This window comes from Chloracidobacterium sp. (assembly GCA_016720705.1).
Lineage (GTDB): Bacteria > Acidobacteriota > Blastocatellia > Pyrinomonadales > Pyrinomonadaceae > OLB17.
The window spans coordinates 173,130-191,484 of sequence record JADKKB010000001.1; the positions used below are offsets into that span (position 1 = coordinate 173,130).

An 18,355-nucleotide genomic window follows, 5' to 3' on the forward strand; every position below is an offset into this window, starting at 1 on the left:
AAAATGACTATAACCCTTTTGGATGAATTTGGGAAGTAATGGGGCCGGCAACGGCATGTTTGGCTGACAGCCGAAGTTCTGTTAGAGTCCCTTTATGAAAATATTGCAGCTTCGCCGTAATTTATCTTTGGTCCTGCTACTAGCGATCGTTTTCACGTCGTTTGTCGGTACAAACAGCGTTTCGGCAGCGTGGACTGAGCCGGTTCGCGGGCGGCACGCAATGGTCGCATCTCAACACGAATTAGCGTCAAAGATCGGTGCGGATATTATGAGGAAAGGTGGAAACGCCGTTGATGCAGCGATCGCAGTCGGACTAGCACTTGCCGTTGTATATCCCGAAGCAGGCAATATCGGTGGCGGCGGATTTATGCTGATTCGGAGAGCTGATGGCGGAGCATTTGCCTTGGATTATCGCGAAATGGCACCGGCGGCGGCTAATCGTGATGTCTTTGTTGATAAAGAAGGCAAGGTGATTGACGGCGAAGGCTCATCCACCATCGGCTATCGGGCATCCGGCATCCCTGGAACTCTGGCCGGATTCGAATTGGCATTCAATAAGTACGGTTCCGGCAAGGTCCGTTGGCGAGACCTCGTTGAGCCTGCAAGGGCGCTTGCCCAAAACGGTTACGTTCTGTCCTATCGGCTGGCGGCCCTATTTAAGTCCTATAAGGGTAACTTGGGTAAGTATGCCGACAGCAATCGAATATTCTTGCGAAACGGTGATTTTTATAAAGAGGGCGACGTTTTCCGACAGCCCGAACTGGCAGCGACTCTGGCACGAGTTCAAACGCTGGGAGCTCGGGAGTTCTATACCGGAAAGACCGCCCAACTGATCGCTGCGGATATGAAAGCTCACAACGGCCTCATCACGCTCGAAGACCTCAAGAACTACAAGGCAATAGAGCGGAAGCCTCTAACCGGAAATTATCGCGGGTATCCGATCATCACAATGCCCCCGCCGAGTTCGGGCGGTATCGTTATGTTACAAGTCCTGAATATGCTTGAGGGCTACGATATTCGTTCTATGAAATACAATTCTGCGGCCCGATATCACCTCGTGGCGGAAGCAATGAGGCGTGCATTCGCGGATCGAGCGGAATTTATGGGTGATCCGGATTTTGCGAATGTCCCGACGGCCTCGCTGATCGACAAGGACTACGGCAAACGCAGAGCAGCCACGATCGATGCAAAGCGGGCTTCCAACAGCCAGGACATAGGCCACGGTGACGTTGTCGGCGGCGAACCGACCGAAACGACACACTTCACTGTAGTTGATCCGCAGGGAACCGTCGTCACAAATACATATACGATCAATGACCTGTACGGCTCGGCCGTCACTGCAAAGGGTACCGGCGTACTTCTAAACGATGAAATGGATGATTTTGCCGCTCGTCCGGGCAAGGCAAATATGTTTGGTCTAATTCAGGGTGAACGAAATTCAGTGCAGCCCGGAAAGCGTCCGCTTTCTTCGATGACACCAACAATTGTGCTTAAGAAGGATGGTTCGCTTTGGTTCGCTCTCGGTGCCCGCGGTGGTCCACGGATCATATCGGCAGTGTTGCAGAGCGTTATAAATGTAATCGATCACGATATGAACATACAGGCGGCGATCGACGCCCCTCGCATCCATCATCAATGGTTTCCCGACGAACTCATGTACGAGCCCTTTGGAATGTCGCCGGATACGCTTTCGATATTGACGGCATACGGTCATAAATTTTCGGCTCGGCCCGGATATATCGCCAGTGCCACGGGTATTATGATCGATTCCGAAGGAACCCGATTGGGGGCTATAGATTCGCGGAGTGACGGTATGGCCGTAGGCTATTGATCGTTATTTAAGAGTTGGGTCGTGTTTTCTGTGACGCTGACTTGATCGAGCTCGCTCGTCTCTCGCCACATACCGGTGCGCGGAGCACCGTACATATTTGCGGGTATCGATTGTTGAGCAGGTAATGAGGGCATTTGCTGATGACCGGTAAGTGGTAAATTGGCAGCCCCCGGTATTCCGGCACGGGTGTCGCCAAAATACTTCGCCGGTTTGGGCAAAAACATCGCGGCCGAAACAAGGATCAGCAGTCCACCAAATATACCGATAATGGCTGATGCACTCGCGAGCTCGTCAATATTGATGATGGACCAGAGAGGTGTCATTATCAGCAAAAAGAAGACACACCATATCAGGCTGAAGGCCATCCCATTGCGGCGAGTGAAAACTTTGCGATCCTTATACAATTCGGCAAGCTGGGGCAGAAAGCCGCCGTGGGCCAAGACCTCAGATATGACACCTAACGGAAATCCGCAGCGTGAGCAAAATTTTGTATCCAAGGAAACCTGTTGTTGGCCGCAACTGGGGCAGTGCATTGTTTGACTCCAAAAATAATGTTCGAACCAGGACTAAGAAACAAACGAATTTTGCCACGGAAAAGTTCTGAAATCAACACATTTATCGCCGCGAGGGCTTCCCGTCGTTTATAACTTGCAAGTACGCAAATGCTCGGCCCTGAAAATGCTCGGCCCTGGCGACAGTCTCCAATAGGATCGATCCGAGTGTTTTTAGTTCACTAGGTGCCGGAATTGAACGGCTAAGGTCGGAATCATCCGTAAAGAACTGAAAGCCGGAAATTCGCAAAACCTCGACTTCGCCAAGGTATTCGACTATCTTTTGGGTAGAACTCAGAGCCTCGGGCAGGGTCCATTCAAATGGGTCATCCCACAGACGTCGCGTGATGCCGCCAAAGGTCATTTCGACCATTCCCGCAGATCGGATTATATTTTCGCCGACAGTTAGGCCACCGATATTTCCGTCAGTATGCGAAATACGTCGGAACAGCATTTCTTCGGGAAGTGAAGAGACAAATCGGAGCGTCCTGTCGTGCAGCATCACAAATTGCTCTTCAAAAGCGTTGATGAGTGTTTTCATATACAGAAAATGCGGCCCACGAGGACCGCATTCAGTCTAACATTTACCGACAAAATCAATGCTAACGCCGCTTTATACGTCTATCCTTTTCATACATTCCGAGGCCGTAATTTCTGCCATTCCAACTTACGCCCGTGCCGATCTTACCCTTGACCCCGATCTGTGAGCCCTTTGTGGGTACCGAATCATTTGTGATAACCCAAATCGAACCGGTTCCGTCATCGATCTTATATGCACCACCGGCGTACTTCGTTCCGGGTATCGACAAACCGTAACTGTCACGGACGGTGCCCGCTATGACAACTTCTTTATTTTGATACCGTGACGGATTCGCCTCAATGTCGGCGATGGTGGTTCGTTCGGGACAGCCTGCAGTGTAAAGTGCGGCCGTCAATACAATAACGGCAAGTGTGATCTTTCCAAGATGTTTCATCGTCTCTCCTCGTTCAGACTCGAATTTCAGATGGGAGAAATTCTATAACTATAGATTCGGAACTGAGCCGGGAGTTTGCCACGAATCTGCAGTTAGGATGACTACGTTGGAAATGATGGCAACTTCACGGCGCTGATCAGGAGAGTTTGACTGCGGTGCCGTAAGCAAGAACCTCGGTTGAGGCTTGGCCAAATTCAGTCGCGTCGTATCTCATCCCAATTACAGCATCTGCACCTATCTCGTGGGCGTGTTTCACCATACGGTTAAATGCTTCCATTCTGGCGGCCTCACAAACCACGGACCACTCCTCGATATTGCCGCCTGCGAGTGCTTTGATCCCGCCGACAATGCCGCGGCCTAGGCCGGTGGCACGCACAACAATGCCCCGAACTACGCCGAGATATTGCGAGACCTGCTTTCCTTGAATATCAAAACCGGTTGTAACGATCATTGAGCCTCCAAATTGGCATCGAGTTTTAGCCAACGAAGGTGAGGTGACGCGTTGACGAATAGCCGCGATACGTGTTGATAAGAATGGTAGCGCCTAGGGGAATCGAACCCCTCTTTCAAGAATGAGAATCTTGCGTCCTAACCGATAGACGAAGGCGCCACAGGCGAATGAAAAGAGATTGTATAACAATATTCTCAGTTTCGGCAAAGGCCGACCCCTGAATCAGGAGGTATTTGACCTTTGTGTTTCGCTAGAGCGGGCAATGCATTTGGGAAATTGGGGTTGAGCCTTTTATAATAGACTTTTGGCCTTTGAGCCCCGAGCAACACTATGACACACGATCTCTTTAATTCGCGACAGACATTCAAAACCGGTAATGGTTCCGAGGGCACCTTCTACTCGCTTCCGCAACTCGAAAAGGAGGGGATCGGGCACATTTCCAGACTGCCGATCTCGATCCGGATCGTTTTAGAATCGGTGCTCCGCAATTTTGACGGGGGCAAACGCGTCAGCGAATCAAATATCCGAGAATTGGCCGGATGGGTGGCAAACCGCGAGAGAACGCAAGAAATACCGTTCGTGGTGGCACGTGTCATACTGCAGGATTTCACCGGTGTGCCGCTGCTCGTCGATCTGGCCGCGATGCGCTCGGCCGTCACGGCGCTCGGCAAGGATGCCGGTATGATCGAACCGCTTGTCCCGGTTGATCTGGTCATTGATCACTCCGTTCAAGTGGACTATGCCGGCAGTGAACAGGCATATCAGCAGAATATGGCGAAGGAGTTTGAGCGTAATGACCAACGATATCGATTCTTAAAGTGGGGAACACAGGCCTTTAACGGCTTTAGCGTCATCCCGCCGGGGATCGGCATCGTCCATCAGGTCAATCTGGAATATCTCGCAAAGGGCGTATTTGAGCGTGAAGGCGTTTATTTCCCGGATTCTCTTGTCGGCACCGATTCGCACACTACGATGATCAACGGCCTCGGCATTGTCGGATGGGGCGTCGGCGGAATCGAGGCCGAGGCGGGAATGTTGGGTCAACCGGTTTATTTCCTTACCCCGGACGTTGTCGGCGTAAACTTAAAGGGCGAATTGCCGCAAGGCTCTACGGCGACCGATCTTGTGCTGCGCATTACCGAAGTACTTCGAAAAATGAATGTCGTCGGAAAATTTGTCGAGTTCTTTGGCGACGGAGCGTCTGCTCTAAATGCCACTGACCGAGCCACGATCGCCAATATGGCGCCTGAATACGGTGCAACTATGGGATTTTTTGGTGTTGACGAAAAGACCCTCGAATACTTCCGCAACACTGGCCGTACAGCAGAACAGATCGATACGATCCGAAACTACTATTTGGCTCAAGGGATGTTTGGCATCCCGTCTGAAGGTGCGATCGATTATACATCGGTCGTACACCTCGACCTTGCGGAAACCGGCCCAGCGGTTGCTGGCCCGAAGCGTCCGCAAGACCGTATCGAACTCGGCGAACTCGACGAAAAGTTTTTAGAGCTTTTTACAATGCCGGTTTCAGACGGGGGTTATGGCAAATCGGATTCGGATCTGCTGAAAAGGTTTGATGTCAGTATCGGTAGTACGGAAACAAAGACCGCGATCGGTAATGGTGACGTGCTGATCGCTGCGATAACCTCGTGCACCAACACATCGAATCCGTCGGTGATGATCGCTGCGGGAATTGTCGCCAAAAAGGCTGCGGAACGTGGTATGAAGGTGCCGTCTTATGTAAAGACGTCGCTGGCGCCGGGTTCGCGCGTGGTGACGGAATATCTTGAAAAGACCGGCTTGCAGAAGTATCTTGACGAGGTCGGATTCAATCTCGTCGGCTATGGCTGTACGACCTGCATAGGTAACTCCGGCCCTCTTGACCCGTCGATCGAAAAGCAGGTTGTCGATAATGACCTGATCGCGGCATCAGTACTATCGGGCAACCGCAATTTCGAGGCTCGAGTTCATCAAAACATTAAGGCGAATTTTCTAATGTCGCCGCCACTCGTAGTTGCATTTGCACTTGCCGGAACAGTACTGAGCGACATTAACACCGAGCCGATCGGCAAGGATCGTGATGGTAACGACGTGTATTTGAGAGAGCTCTGGGCTTCGCTTGACGAGGTTAAGGAAATGCTTTCGACGGCATATGACCCCGCGGTATATAAAGCCCTGTATTCGCAGTTTGCCGAGCAAAACCCATTGTGGAACAACATCGAATCCAGCGTTGGGCAGATATATGAGTGGGACCGCGAATCAACCTATATTCAAGAGCCGCCTTTCTTTAACAATTTTTCAATGGAAACCGGCAGTTTCTCAGATATTCACGATGCGAGGGCATTGGCCATATTTGGCGACTCGGTGACGACCGACCACATTTCGCCCGCCGGTGCTATCAAGGCAAACTCGCCGGCCGGACTCTATTTGCAGGAGAGAGGCGTAGCACCGGAGGATTTTAATTCCTACGGTTCGCGTCGCGGCAACGATAAGGTTATGGTGCGCGGGACGTTTGCAAATGTTCGTATCAAAAATCTAATGGCGGCCCCGACCGAGGGCGGATTCACCCGTCATCAACCGGACGGTACCGAAATGACTATTTACGATGCAGCGATGTTGTACGAGATTGAACGCGTGCCGCTTGTCATTTTCGCAGGTAAGGAATACGGTACCGGCAGTTCACGCGACTGGGCCGCGAAGGGAACTTCGTTGATGGGCGTAAAAGCGGTTATCACCGAATCCTTCGAGCGTATTCACCGGTCGAATCTTGTTGGAATGGGCGTTTTGCCGCTACAGTTTAAGGATGGGCAAACCGCAGGCTCGCTGGGACTGGATGGGACCGAGACCTTTGCACTGATCGGCCTCGAGTCCGGCGACGTCCGGCCGCGACAGGATGTTACGCTACGAATAACCAAAGCCGATGGCAATCAGACGGATGTCACGCTAAAATTAAGGATCGACACGCCTATCGAAATTGAGTATTATAAGAACGGCGGAATTCTTCCATACGTCCTTCGCCAGCTAATTGGTTAGTCAGTATTAACGGCTCGGATCACCTTCGGACAACCTTGTTGCGTGAACGCCCGCGTTCACGGACAATATTTTCTTTGCTTTTTTTCTGGAAAGTCGTACAGTTTAACAATACTTCAGTATACGGGCGAAGCGTTTTCCGAATCCTTTTGGGATTATGTTTCGAAATGTAGATTTATGAAAAAGTTTTTTTCGGTATTTTCGATCATCGTGCTTTGCGGATATTGTTATATTCCGATCGCAGCTCAACGCGTCGGACAGTTCGGTAAAAGCCAGCCCGTCAAGGCGGAAGCCGCCAAAAGCAAAGGCATCAGGGTTCAAGTATTTACAGATGAACAGAATACGGTGATCCAATGGAAGGATGATTCTTCGGATCCAGCAGTCGGATTTGACGTGTACCGTCTATCGGCAAGTGGATTCGAACGGATCACGACCGCTTCCATACTCGGTTCAATGCCCGGCAGCCGCGCGGAGGTCGAACCGGTGATCGAAAGGTCATTCAGCATCCGAGGCGGAGCTCCGGGCGAAGTTTTCGTCGTCGAAGGCTTTGATCAAACAGGAACTCGACGGCAGAGTGAACCGTCGGCCTCGCAATTTACCGGCGACCTCGCATCGATCTCAGGAAGCGATTCTTTGACCGACCAGAGTCAAACGGGACAGAAGGTCCGGGTGCTCGAACGATCGGCCCTAGACCTACCCCGCGAACTCAAAAACGAGACGATGAAATCGGTTCAGATGCCCGATAGCGTCAATCAATTGGCAGTCGCCGCACAGGGCGGAGCCAAGATCGGGATCAAGGTCAACGGGTTTTACCGGGTCACTAAGGCCGAATTAGCAGCCGCACAATTTGACGTCAATACTGATCCTGATAAATGGCAACTCTACGCCAATGGGGTCGAGCAATCGATCCTCGTCGAACCAAATGGCGACTATATCGAGTTTTTTGGTAAAGTGGTCGAGACAAACGAGTCGGATGTTAACTCCTATTTTCTGATTGCGGCCGCAAGTGCCGGAAAGCGAATTGCGACGGCCGTCTCAAGACCCGGCGGTGTTTCGATTTCATCCACAAACTACCGGGCAGTCTATGACAAAAAGCAAAGGACCAATTACCTTTGGGATATTCTAAACGGTGACGCGGAAAACTATTGGGGCGATCTGATCAGCACGAACCCGTTAAATTTCTCATTTTCACTGACGGGTATCGACACTACTGCTTCGGACGCATCAGTTCAGATCAAATTTCAGGGGTTTTCCTTGGCGTCGCATTCGATGAGCATTTCGATCAACGGCAATAACATAGGGACTCAGACCGGCAGCGGCCAGACACCGATGACCGGAACATTCATTGTTCCCGTCAGTGCACTGATCGAGGGGACGAATACGCTTCAGATGACGTCTGCCGTGGCGGGCGATTATACGCTCTTCGACCGCATCACGGTAAGCTATTCACGTAAATTCGTCGCTGACCAAAATCGTCTGGATTTCTATACGAACAACTACAAATCTACCCTGCTCACTGGATTTACAACCGCAGATATTCGGGCATTTGATACTACGCAAGATGGAGCTCCGGTTCAGATCACAGATTTTCCGATCGTCCCCAATGGACCGACATTTGACGCAAAGCTTGCGGCCACCCGTGGCCGTGCAATGTATGCGGTTGCATCAAATGGAATTCGGCAGGCCGCGTTTGTGCGGCAGAATAAGCCATCGGAACTCGCCGCAAATTACCGAGCAGGCAAGCTTTTGATCATCACATACGGCGACTTCTATCAACAGGCGATCACTTGGGCTCAGTATCGATCCACCCGTGATTTTCCGGTTGCCGTGGTGGATGTTGACGACATTTTTGATGAATTCAACTACGGCAAATCCAGTGCAAACTCGATCACGGCATTTCTTGCGTTTGCAAAGGCTAACTGGCAGGTTGCACCTGATTATGTCTTGATCCTCGGCGACGCCTCCTACGACCCGAAAGGCTATACGGGACAGGGCTATTCGAATCTGGTGCCGGCCAAAATGGTTGACACACTGTATGAGGAAACCGGAAGTGACGAAGCACTAGCCGATATAGATCACGATGGACTCTCCGATATGGCGATCGGGCGTGTGCCGGCTAAGGTTCCCCAGGATGTCACAAATGCCCTCGCTAAAGTGATGGCCTTTGAAACACCCTTGATGCAAGATATCAACCGTGGGGTAGTCTTCGCATACGACCTTCCGGTCGGTTGGGATTTTGAAGCTAGTAGTCACGCACTGGGCGATCAATTGCCTCCATCGGTCTCGAAAGCTTTTGTGGGTCGTGGTGACGTAAATTCAGCAGCAACGCTTCTCGGTGAGATCAATCAGGGACGATATATCGTTAACTATTCCGGCCACGGCTCCACGGGCGTGTGGGCGAGTACGGGATTCTTTGGTGTAAACAGTGTGCCGCAGTTGACCAATAGTAATAGCCTTTCATTATTTACTATGTTGACGTGTCTGAACGGGTATTTTATCAATCCGACAGCTGACAGTCTTGCGGAAAAACTCTTTAACGCTCAAAATGGCGGTTCTGTAATGAGTTGGGCTTCAAACGGTAAAACGACGCCGGATATCCAGATGATAATGGCGACACGGTTTTACCAGCAACTGAGCTTAGGTAATATAAAACGGATGGGCGATCTCGTCCGTGACGCCAAGGCTCAGGTGCCGGGCGGGAGCGATGTGCGGTACTCGTGGGTTTTGATTGGTGATCCGATGTTAAAAGTCACCCAGTAGTCGTGGTAGTAACAAAGCGAAAGGGCGTGCCGTCGGCACGCCCTTTCGCTTGTTTGATTTGAATACTCGCGGCGGGATTCGAACCTGCGACTTCTTCCTTCGGAGGGAAGCACTCTATCCACTGAGCTACGCGAGCAAAAGCGCAAAAGTTATGATATCAGATGCGTTTACCGCGGAACAATAGTCACACTCTTGATAAGTACGGGCTCAATTGGCCTTTCACCCTCTTTGGGTTGGACGCCTGAGATCGTACGTACATTTTGCATGCCGTCAATGACCTTGCCAAAGATCGTATAGCGGTTATCGAAGCCCGACTCGCGTTTCAGCGTAATAAAAAATTGGGAATTGGCCGAGTCAAAATCCTGGCCGCGCGCCGCACCAACTATTCCGGTGTCGTATTTCAGATCCGAAAACTCGGCCGGAACGTTCGGTTTGGCGGATTTACCCGTTCCGTCATTGCTCGGGTCCGCGTCCTTTGAAAGCGGGTCGCCGCCTTGGATCACGGACTGATTGATGCGGTGGAATGTGGTGCCATTAAAAACACCTTCCTTCGCGAGTTCCTTAAAGCGAGCCACCATCTTCGGCGCGATGTTTGAATATAATTCGATCTTTATGGTCCCGTAGGCAGCCGAATTTTCCATCTCGATCACGGCGATCTCAGGATCAGCGATGGGTGCGACTCCTTTCGTGACATTTGGTGCAGCATTGGTTGCGGGTTTTTTGTCGCCACATCCGGCAATACCGACCACAATCACGAGGAGCAATAGTAATAGATAATTTCTCATATTGTTGTTCAAAACGATTTTTCGCTATCGAGCATTATCGTCACCGGGCCATCGTTTACCAGTTCGACGTCCATCATCGCACCAAATTGACCGGTTTCCACCAAATTTATGGTCTCACGGGCCTTGTCAACGAAATAATCGTAAAGAGCTTCGGAGGCCGCTCCCGGTGCCGCGTTTATAAACGACGGCCGCCGACCACGCCGGGTGTCGCCATAGAGTGTGAACTGCGACACTATAAGCAGGCCGCCGCCGATATCAACCAGTGAAAGATTCATCTTACCCTCGCTATCGTCGAAGACGCGAAGATTGACCACCTTGTCCACCAGATAATCGGCGTCGGACTTGCCGTCATTATGCGTTACTCCGAGCAACACGACCAATCCACGGGGAATCTGGCCTGTGACGGTTTCACCAACCGTTACCTTTGCACGAGAAACCCTCTGAACGATCGCTCGCACTACGCCGATGATTCCTCGATATAGACCTTGTTCATAACTATCGGTTCGTCCGGCTTATCGTTATGATTTCTGGAGACACCGGCGATCTCATTGACTACCTCCTGACCCTCGATGACCTTCCCGAATTTGGAATAGCTTGGCGGCAGCGGATAGTCTATGTGCATTATGAAAAACTGCGATCCGTTGGTGTTTGGGCCGGAGTTGGCCATTGCTACAGTACCCTTCTCGTAGGAACCGGCATAGAGCGGCGACGAACGATCTATCTCGTCATTGAATTTGCCGCCCCAGGCGGACTCGCCGCCATATCCCTCGCCAAGCGGATCACCGCCCTGGATCATAAAGTTGGGGATGACGCGGTGAAATATTACACCGTCATAGTAATTCTTATCGGCTAAGAGCCGAAAATTCTCGGTTGTTTTCGGCGCGTCAGATTCGAGAAGTTCAAATTTGATCGTTCCTTTGTTTGTTTCCAAAACTGCAATTCGATTATTCACTAATTATTCTCCTGATTAAAGATAAAACGTTCGATAGCCGCGGCGACGCCGCTCTCATCATTACTTAATGTTGTATAAAATTCCCCCATCGTGTGCAACTTCGGGTCGGCATTTCCCATCACCACCGGTGTCCCGGCGTAATTGAGCATATGGAGGTCGTTAAAATTGTCGCCGATCGCCATTATATTTTCGGGTAGAAATCCGTGTATCTCGGCCAAACGCGATACACCGTGTCCCTTAGACGCGTCTGGCGGCAGAATGTCGAGAAGCGTGAAATCAAGCTGCTCGTAAACGGTCGCCAAGATCATAATGCTTTCGCCAAATTCTTCATTTAGATCACGTTCGAGCAAGGACATTGCTGAGCATTCGCCGGAAAACGATATATGCACCACGTCGTGGTCGTGTATGACATCCTCGAGCAGCGGAACGTGGATGATCGACAGATCCGCCGCGTCACCGTGAAGTGATTGCGACCAGGCGATGTATTTCATCAATGGCCGATTGTGCTCGGAGACGCGGTCGTACAACATTGTGCCCATCCCGTGCGGATCCGCACTGACCATTGCGTCGCCGCCCAGACGTTTTCCGACGGATACGATCTCCACGCTTGTCGCATCAGACAGAAGCGAGTACTCGACCGTTTTTCCCGAGTCGGCATATTTGACCAATGCACCGTTGTGCGTGATCATCGGCGCATTAAGTCCGAGATCTATCCCGACCGGTTGAGCGTCTCGAAATCGACGACCGGTGGCGATCGTTACCAAGACTCCCGCGTCCTCGGCAGCGGCGATCGCCTTTCGGTTTGCCTCAGACACCTTGCCCTTTGAATTTAGTGTTGTGCCATCGAGGTCGAGGGCGAGTAACTTGATCATTGATTTTCGCCCGATCGCTTTTCCTGTCGTTCCTTTTCGAGCCATTGTTGATATTTGGCCTTGCCCTTTTCAAACTCCGCCGCCGAACTGTAGAACCAATGCGAACCGTCATTCAACTCTACATTACGTACATAGAATATATAATCGTTCGGCTTTGGCTCGAGAGCCGCCCTGATCGAGCTTTCCGTGACGGACGAGATCGGACCTGGCGGGATTCCGGTCTTTATCCGCGTGTTGTACGGCGAATCGACCTCAAGGTCGCTTTTGTGGATCGTCCCGTCCCATTTGCCGAGCATTTTGGCGATATATACATTTGTTTGGTCGATCCCGAGCGGAATGTTTTTGGCCAGGCGGTTGTTAATAATGCCCGCGACTATCGGGCGTTCAGCCTCGACGCTGGTTTCGGTCTCGATCAGCGAAGCGATCGTGACTATCTCGTGCGGCGTGCGGCCGATCCTGCGGGCCGCATCTGACCACTCTGGCTTCCAAAATTTGCGAAACTGCTCGACCATCAGCTTGATAATGTCAGCCGCCCTGGCGTCACGCGGGACGTTGTAGGTCGTTGGGTACATATAGCCTTCGAGATTGGGGGCGCTCGGCGAAATATCTCTGATCAATGAGATGTCGTCCATCAAAGCAAGTACTGCCTTGTCGTCGTATCCGAGCGAGTCCGGAGCTCCGACTGTCTGAGGTTGGGCCTTACCGAATTTCTCAGCGATCCGTTTTGCGATATCGAAACGTGTAAATCCCTCCGGGATGGTCAACTTGACGGTGCGGTCCTCGCCCTTCTCAAGCTGCTTCAGCACTTGGATCGTCGAGATCGGGGACGGGAACTGGTATTCGCCGGCTTGCAATTTGCTGCCGTCGCCCAGGAACCGAAGATAGATCATCGTCGCCGTTTCGCTCGGCACAATACCTTCTGCCGAGAGTTTTGCAATTATATCTCGCGGAGTCGAACCCTTTTCGATCTTGATGTATTGATCTGCCTTGTCGTGCGTTCGTGTTTGGCTGACCGAACTATAGACCCAATAGCTAAAACCGCAAAGCGTAATAACCGCGATCGCCAAAAGCCCGAAAACAAAACTTAAGATTTTCATATTCAAGAACAAAACGTCCACGAATCTCACCAGCGGCAAAATTCGTGGATCGCATCACAATTTCGGACCTTATCGCCCGTCATTTATCATTTATCCGCCAGATACTTTGCAACTGCGGATGTTATGGCCTCACCGTCCGGCGTGTCCTTTGAGCCAAATCGGGCGACTACTTTACCGTGCCGATCTATTAGAAACTTGTTGAAATTCCAAGATATGTCACCCGCAAATTCTGGATCCGATATTTTATTTGTCAGATAAGTATATAACGGATGCTGATCCTCACCCTTGACCGAGATCTTTGCGAACATCGGAAATGTGACCTTGTATTTCGTAGAGCAAAACTCCTTGATCTCCGCCTCGGTTCCGGGTTCCTGGCTCAAGAAGTTGTTGGCCGGAAAACCAAGTATGACGAGTCCGCTACCTTTGTTCTTTTCATACAATGCCTGCAGTCCCTCGTATTGAGGGGTGTAACCGCACTTGCTGGCGACATTGACGATCATCACGACCTTTCCCTTGTAAATACCGAGGTTGACATTTTCGCCGTCTATATCGCGCATCGTAAAGTCGTACACTGAGGATTCCGGCGGTGGTGCGGTCGGTGACGGGTTTAGGATAAACCCGTACTTGTATGCCGCACCGACGCCGGCACCGACTATTAGGATCAAAAGAACTCCAACGATCTTCAACATAGACTATTTCTCCAATTCACGTGGGCCGCGCGGTGCTTTGGGCAATTCCGGAGTCTCACCGGTCGCGGCAAATATTTCCTTAAAGGCACCGACACTCGCAAGCACGCCTGAAGTTTCCATCGGCATAAAGATCACTTTCGAGTTTTGTGTTCGAGCCATGTCGCGCATTGAATCGACATATCGCGAAGTGATCAGGTATTGAGCCGTCTGGCGTCGGTCACCGATCGCTCCTGCGATCTGTGCGATCGCCTGAGCTTCTGCGGTCGACGAAACAAGCCTTGCCTGTGCGGCGCCCTCGGCGTCCAGGATCGCGGACTGCTTGTTGCCTTCCGAGCGAGTTACCGCTGCTTGCTTTTCGCCCTCGGCACGAGTGATAGCGGCCTGCTTGTCGCCCTCGGCTTGTAGGATCAATGCACGACGATTTCTCTCGGCGGTCATCTGCTTTTCCATCGTGATCCGAACGTCTTCCGGTGGATTAATATTCTTGACGTCGACTCGCGTGACTTTGACGCCCCATTTATCTGTCGCTTCATCCAAAATCAGTCTGAGTTTGCCGTTGATCTGGTCGCGGTTTGAGAGAGTGTGGTCGAGGTCCATATCGCCCATCACTGAACGCATTCCGGTAATTGTCAGCTGGACGATCGCACCAACGAGATCAGCGACCTCGTAAACCGATTTCATCGGTTCGGTGATCTGCCAATAAACGACCGAATCCACATTGATCGTCACGTTGTCACGCGTGATGACGGGTTGCGGCGGCATATCGATAAACTGTTCGCGGAGGTCGATGAACGTCGTGCCGGGCCGTGTGCCCGACCAATAGACCGCTCGCGGTGCTTCGAAAAATGGAACTATGATATTCAGTCCACTGTTAGCGACCCGATGAAATCGGCCGAGACGCTCGATGAGCAATACACTTGACTGTGGGACGATCTTTATCGTTTTCCACGCAACTGTCAGAAGGGCAATGCCTAAAAATACAAGAAATACCGCACCTAAACCAAATAGTTCCATAATTTCCTCCGCACTTTTGTGATAGTCCAAATATACTCTATTTCAAACTTGTTTGCTATAATTCTCGACAGTTATGACGGTCAAACTAAGCGATATTGAAGCCGCCCGAGCAACGCTCAACGGCATTATTAATTCCACACCGATCCTTGCCGATGAACAACTTTCGGCAGAGATCGGTGCAACCGCATCTCTCAAGGCCGAATGTTTGCAGCGGGCAGGTTCATTCAAGATCCGCGGGGCGTATAATCGCATGTCGAGCCTTACCGATGAAGAGAAGAAGCGCGGCGTCATCGCTGCATCGGCGGGCAATCACGCTCAGGGCGTCGCGCTTGCAGCTAAGCTCCTCGGCATCTCGGCGACGATCGTCGTGCCCGAGTTTGCCCCTCTGACCAAGATTCTCGCAACGCGATCATACGGGGCCGAAGTTCTGCTGATGGGTTCGAGCTTTGACGAGGCTGTCGCAAATTCACGCCGTCTGCAGGAAGAGCACGGCTATATTTATGTCCACGCGTTCGATGATGAAAAGGTCATAGCGGGGCAGGGAACTATCGGACTCGAGATCGCCGAAGGTGCTCCGGAAACGACGGTTGTTGTAGTGCCGATCGGCGGCGGCGGCATAATTTCCGGGATCGCTATCGCAGTCAAGGCTCTTCTGCCTAATGTGCGTGTCATCGGCGTCCAGGCAGAAAATGTAGGAGCGGTTCGGCAATCGCTTCAGGCGGGCAAACCGGTCACCTTTGATGCTCGGCCCACGATAGCGGACGGAATTGCAGTTAAACGTCCGGGTGAATTGACCTTGCCGCTGATCAAGGAATACGTTGATGACGTGGTCGAAGTCACCGAAGAGGAGATCGCACGCGGCATTTATCATTGCGTGTCGAATAGTCGGCTCGTCGTCGAAGGTGCCGGCGCCGCCGGAGTCGCCGCTCTGCTCGCCGGAAAGATAAAAGTTACAGCTGACGATCACGTTTGCGCCGTTCTCTGCGGCGGAAATATCGACGGTAATCTGCTCGCGCGCATTCTGGAGCAGGTCCTTGTTCGAAAAGGCCGATATGTCATTTTCCGCGTGTTGGTCATCGACCGCCCGGGAATGCTTGCCGCCCTACTCAATAATGTTGCGGAGACCGGTGCGAATGTTGTGGAGGTCTATCATCAGAGGGCGATATGGCTCGCTCCGCTTGGTACGGTCGGTATCGAGATGATCCTCGAAGTTCGAGATGAGAGCCACGCTCGCGACGTGCAGGAATCACTTTGTAAAAAGGGCTACCAACTTGACCGCCAAGGTCAGGGAGATTGGGCCGAACAATAAGTAGCTACGAAATGAGCATTATGCGTTTATTCAATTTGATCTTGGTCGGAATATTATTTACAGCGAGCGGATTTACAGCGTGCGGCGGAAACACCGCCCCCAATGACCCGCCGAAACCAAACAGCACGACAACTGCAAATTCCGGCAATTCGTCACAGGCATCGCCTGCGGCATCTCCCGGCAGGGGAGTTCCGGACAGTTCGCTACCGGATTCCGCACCGAGCGGCGGTATTTACGACCGGCCGGAAAAGGTGGTCGAGGATATTTTTTACGCTGCGAAAGCGGGGCGTATGTCCAATCTTCCAGGTCTCTGCAATCCGGACGGTTCGGCAGATAAAGACTCAAAAACAATTTGTGGAATTGGGAGCGCGGACGACAAACAATTAGGGGAATTTCGTAAGGATTTCCGAACCGGGAAGATTGTTGGTGCACCTGAAATTAACGGCGACTTAGCAAAAGTGAAAATAAACTTTGGTGACGACGGCAAAAAGGAAGAGGAGTTTCAGTTAAAACTCGTAAAAGGCAGATGGTATCTGCAGAGTTTCTAAGAACGACCGAAATCACGGAGGCTCGTCAGTCGGATCAGCGACTGACGAGCCTTTTAATTTTGAGCCGGATATGCGTCTGGCTTAAGCATTAATTCCGTCTCACAAGGTTCTCGTCATAGAGGGCTTTATAAACGCGATAGTTTGTCATCACCTTGAAAACATAGTTCTTGGTTTCGGCAAATCCGATCTCGGAGGTGAAAACGCCGGCCTCTTTAGGGTTAGTCCGGCTTAGCCAGCGAGCAGCATTGTCCTCTCCGCCGTTGTAACTCGCGGCAATGGCCTCGTACATTCCGCCAAACATCTCATTTAATTCGACGACGTACTCGGTGCCGATCGCTATGTTTACCGATGGGCGGTAGAGATCGTCGGGCGTAATAACCGGAATGCCCGCCCGCTCATTATATTTTTTGGCAGTGTCAAATACTAGTTGGAGCAACCCTAGTGCCGCCGCAGGTGATTTTGCATTTGGGCGGAAACTGCTTTCTTGTTTCATTATCGCCAACAGAAAACGCGGATCGATACCCTTCGGCTTGGAGTACTGCATTAGCTCACTACGAAACATCACCGGAAAGTCTTTGGACGCGGTCGATGACACCTGTGATATCCGCTTGACCCGGTTTCCTGTGTTCAATTTATCTGAAGCCAGTCCGCCGAAATATGAGCCGTTAACGTCCGGTATCGACGCATATACCGTCATTGCCTCCGAGCGCTTGCCGGAGCTTTCGAGAGCGAGGGCTTTCAGATACTTGATCTCACCATCGGTTGCCATCGAACCGCTGAAAGACTTTACTTTCAATAGTTCGTCGGCGGCGACAATGGCATCCATCCAGTTTTTGCGAGAGATCTCCATTCTCACTCGTGCCTGCATTGCGTTGATAGCGGTCGGCGTATTTTCGAAGCGCATCTTTGCTTTTTCGACCCATTCGTTCGCATCCGTATATTTTCCGGCCTCGCGCAGGGCGTCTATGATGTTCAAATACGCCGAATCAATCCGTTCACCGGTCGGATACATAGACGTATATCGATCGTAGATCTTTGCTGCTTCTTCGTTTTTCCCGAGACGAACGTGGCAGGCTCCCATAAATGCGAGCGATTCGCGGCCGTCCTTCGTAGCGGGAAATTCGGCAGACACGCGGCCGAAAAACGGTATTGCACTGATATATTTACGTTCCCACATCAGAGATCTGCCCATACCGAACAATGCACGGGGTAATAGAGCATCATTCGGGTAAACGTCCAGAAAACGCTGAAAGTGAGCCTGAGCTTCAGGGAAGTGCCGATTGTCGAGGTAAACGAATCCACGTGTGATGTGTTCGGCCGCCGGCAGCGTCATCAGCTTGCCGTTTTCGTCGCGATCCTTTTCATCCAGGGCTGTAATACCCCTCAGTGATGAGTCAGTGGAAGTTTGAGTCGAAACTGAAAAGCAAAGACATATTGCAAATATGAACGCGGCAAAGAGTTTTTTCATTATTCTTTCGCGGAGAACGCT

General features: G+C 51.4%; 17 protein-coding genes and 2 tRNA genes. 5 read left to right on the forward strand and 14 right to left on the reverse strand.

Annotated features, from left to right (window positions below):
* Nucleotides 1–94 precede the first annotated feature (94 nt).
* Nucleotides 95–1,831: a gamma-glutamyltransferase gene (gene ggt, locus IPQ00_00840; protein ID MBL0239115.1), complete on the forward strand. Its 1,737-nt coding sequence runs from the start codon at nucleotides 95–97 to the stop codon at nucleotides 1,829–1,831.
* Here ggt and IPQ00_00845 read toward each other — a convergent pair.
* The 5 genes from IPQ00_00845 to IPQ00_00865 all read right to left on the reverse strand — a co-directional run bounded on the left by IPQ00_00845 (nucleotide 1,825) and on the right by IPQ00_00865 (nucleotide 3,966).
* Complete coding sequence (locus tag IPQ00_00845) at nucleotides 1,825–2,328, reverse strand: hypothetical protein (protein ID MBL0239116.1); 504 nt, start codon at nucleotides 2,326–2,328, stop codon at nucleotides 1,825–1,827. The genes ggt and IPQ00_00845 overlap by 7 nt on opposite strands.
* A gap of 118 nt (nucleotides 2,329–2,446) precedes the next feature.
* Nucleotides 2,447–2,923, reverse strand: a complete 477-nt coding sequence (locus tag IPQ00_00850) for a hypothetical protein (protein MBL0239117.1) — start codon at nucleotides 2,921–2,923, stop codon at nucleotides 2,447–2,449.
* Nucleotides 2,924–2,984: 61 nt separating this feature from the next.
* Complete coding sequence (locus tag IPQ00_00855; protein MBL0239118.1) at nucleotides 2,985–3,356, reverse strand: hypothetical protein; 372 nt, start codon at nucleotides 3,354–3,356, stop codon at nucleotides 2,985–2,987.
* Nucleotides 3,357–3,492: 136 nt separating this feature from the next.
* Nucleotides 3,493–3,807, reverse strand: a complete 315-nt coding sequence (locus IPQ00_00860; GenBank protein ID MBL0239119.1) for a YbjQ family protein — start codon at nucleotides 3,805–3,807, stop codon at nucleotides 3,493–3,495.
* 84 nt (nucleotides 3,808–3,891) lie between these two features.
* Nucleotides 3,892–3,966: transfer RNA gene (locus tag IPQ00_00865), tRNA-Glu, on the reverse strand.
* Between the two features lie 171 nt (nucleotides 3,967–4,137).
* On the opposite strand from IPQ00_00865, the gene acnA reads away from it, so the two are divergent.
* Nucleotides 4,138–6,843 (forward strand): aconitate hydratase AcnA, encoded by a 2,706-nt coding sequence (acnA, locus tag IPQ00_00870; protein MBL0239120.1) that lies wholly within the window; start codon nucleotides 4,138–4,140, stop codon nucleotides 6,841–6,843.
* A gap of 174 nt (nucleotides 6,844–7,017) precedes the next feature.
* Nucleotides 7,018–9,600 carry a hypothetical protein gene (locus tag IPQ00_00875; protein MBL0239121.1) on the forward strand — a complete coding sequence of 861 codons (2,583 nt, stop codon included), beginning with the start codon at nucleotides 7,018–7,020 and terminating at the stop codon, nucleotides 9,598–9,600.
* Between the two features lie 63 nt (nucleotides 9,601–9,663).
* Here IPQ00_00875 and IPQ00_00880 read toward each other — a convergent pair.
* From IPQ00_00880 to IPQ00_00915, 8 genes are all read right to left on the reverse strand, one after another.
* Nucleotides 9,664–9,736 (reverse strand) — tRNA-Arg (locus IPQ00_00880).
* Nucleotides 9,737–9,767: 31 nt separating this feature from the next.
* The gene (locus tag IPQ00_00885; protein ID MBL0239122.1) at nucleotides 9,768–10,385 is read right to left on the reverse strand and encodes a peptidylprolyl isomerase; all 618 of its coding nucleotides are present in this window, start codon (nucleotides 10,383–10,385) and stop codon (nucleotides 9,768–9,770) included.
* Between the two features lie 8 nt (nucleotides 10,386–10,393).
* Nucleotides 10,394–10,843: a D-tyrosyl-tRNA(Tyr) deacylase gene (locus tag IPQ00_00890; GenBank protein MBL0239123.1), complete on the reverse strand. Its 450-nt coding sequence runs from the start codon at nucleotides 10,841–10,843 to the stop codon at nucleotides 10,394–10,396.
* Nucleotides 10,843–11,337, reverse strand: a complete 495-nt coding sequence (locus IPQ00_00895; GenBank protein MBL0239124.1) for a peptidylprolyl isomerase — start codon at nucleotides 11,335–11,337, stop codon at nucleotides 10,843–10,845. The genes IPQ00_00890 and IPQ00_00895 overlap by 1 nt, the downstream gene beginning before the upstream one ends.
* A complete protein-coding gene (locus IPQ00_00900; protein ID MBL0239125.1) occupies nucleotides 11,337–12,209 on the reverse strand; it encodes an HAD family phosphatase in 873 nt (290 codons plus the stop codon). The genes IPQ00_00895 and IPQ00_00900 overlap by 1 nt, the downstream gene beginning before the upstream one ends.
* Nucleotides 12,206–13,306, reverse strand: a complete 1,101-nt coding sequence (gene mltG / locus IPQ00_00905) for an endolytic transglycosylase MltG (GenBank protein ID MBL0239126.1) — start codon at nucleotides 13,304–13,306, stop codon at nucleotides 12,206–12,208. The genes IPQ00_00900 and mltG overlap by 4 nt, the downstream gene beginning before the upstream one ends.
* 86 nt (nucleotides 13,307–13,392) lie before the next feature.
* A complete protein-coding gene (locus tag IPQ00_00910; protein ID MBL0239127.1) occupies nucleotides 13,393–13,995 on the reverse strand; it encodes a glutathione peroxidase in 603 nt (200 codons plus the stop codon).
* A 3-nt stretch (nucleotides 13,996–13,998) separates the two neighbouring features.
* On the reverse strand, nucleotides 13,999–15,009 hold the full coding sequence (locus IPQ00_00915) for an SPFH/Band 7/PHB domain protein (protein MBL0239128.1): 1,011 nt from the start codon (nucleotides 15,007–15,009) through the stop codon (nucleotides 13,999–14,001).
* A gap of 73 nt (nucleotides 15,010–15,082) precedes the next feature.
* Here IPQ00_00915 and IPQ00_00920 point away from each other — a divergent pair, with 73 nt between their 5' ends.
* Nucleotides 15,083–16,318, forward strand: coding sequence for a threonine ammonia-lyase (locus tag IPQ00_00920; protein ID MBL0239129.1), 1,236 nt, complete (start codon nucleotides 15,083–15,085; stop codon nucleotides 16,316–16,318).
* 20 nt (nucleotides 16,319–16,338) lie between these two features.
* Nucleotides 16,339–16,866: a hypothetical protein gene (locus IPQ00_00925; GenBank protein MBL0239130.1), complete on the forward strand. Its 528-nt coding sequence runs from the start codon at nucleotides 16,339–16,341 to the stop codon at nucleotides 16,864–16,866.
* Nucleotides 16,867–16,954: 88 nt separating this feature from the next.
* Here the strand turns inward: IPQ00_00925 and IPQ00_00930 are convergent, their stop codons facing one another.
* On the reverse strand, nucleotides 16,955–18,334 hold the full coding sequence (locus IPQ00_00930) for a transglycosylase SLT domain-containing protein (protein ID MBL0239131.1): 1,380 nt from the start codon (nucleotides 18,332–18,334) through the stop codon (nucleotides 16,955–16,957).
* Between the last annotated feature and the right edge of the window lie 21 nt (nucleotides 18,335–18,355).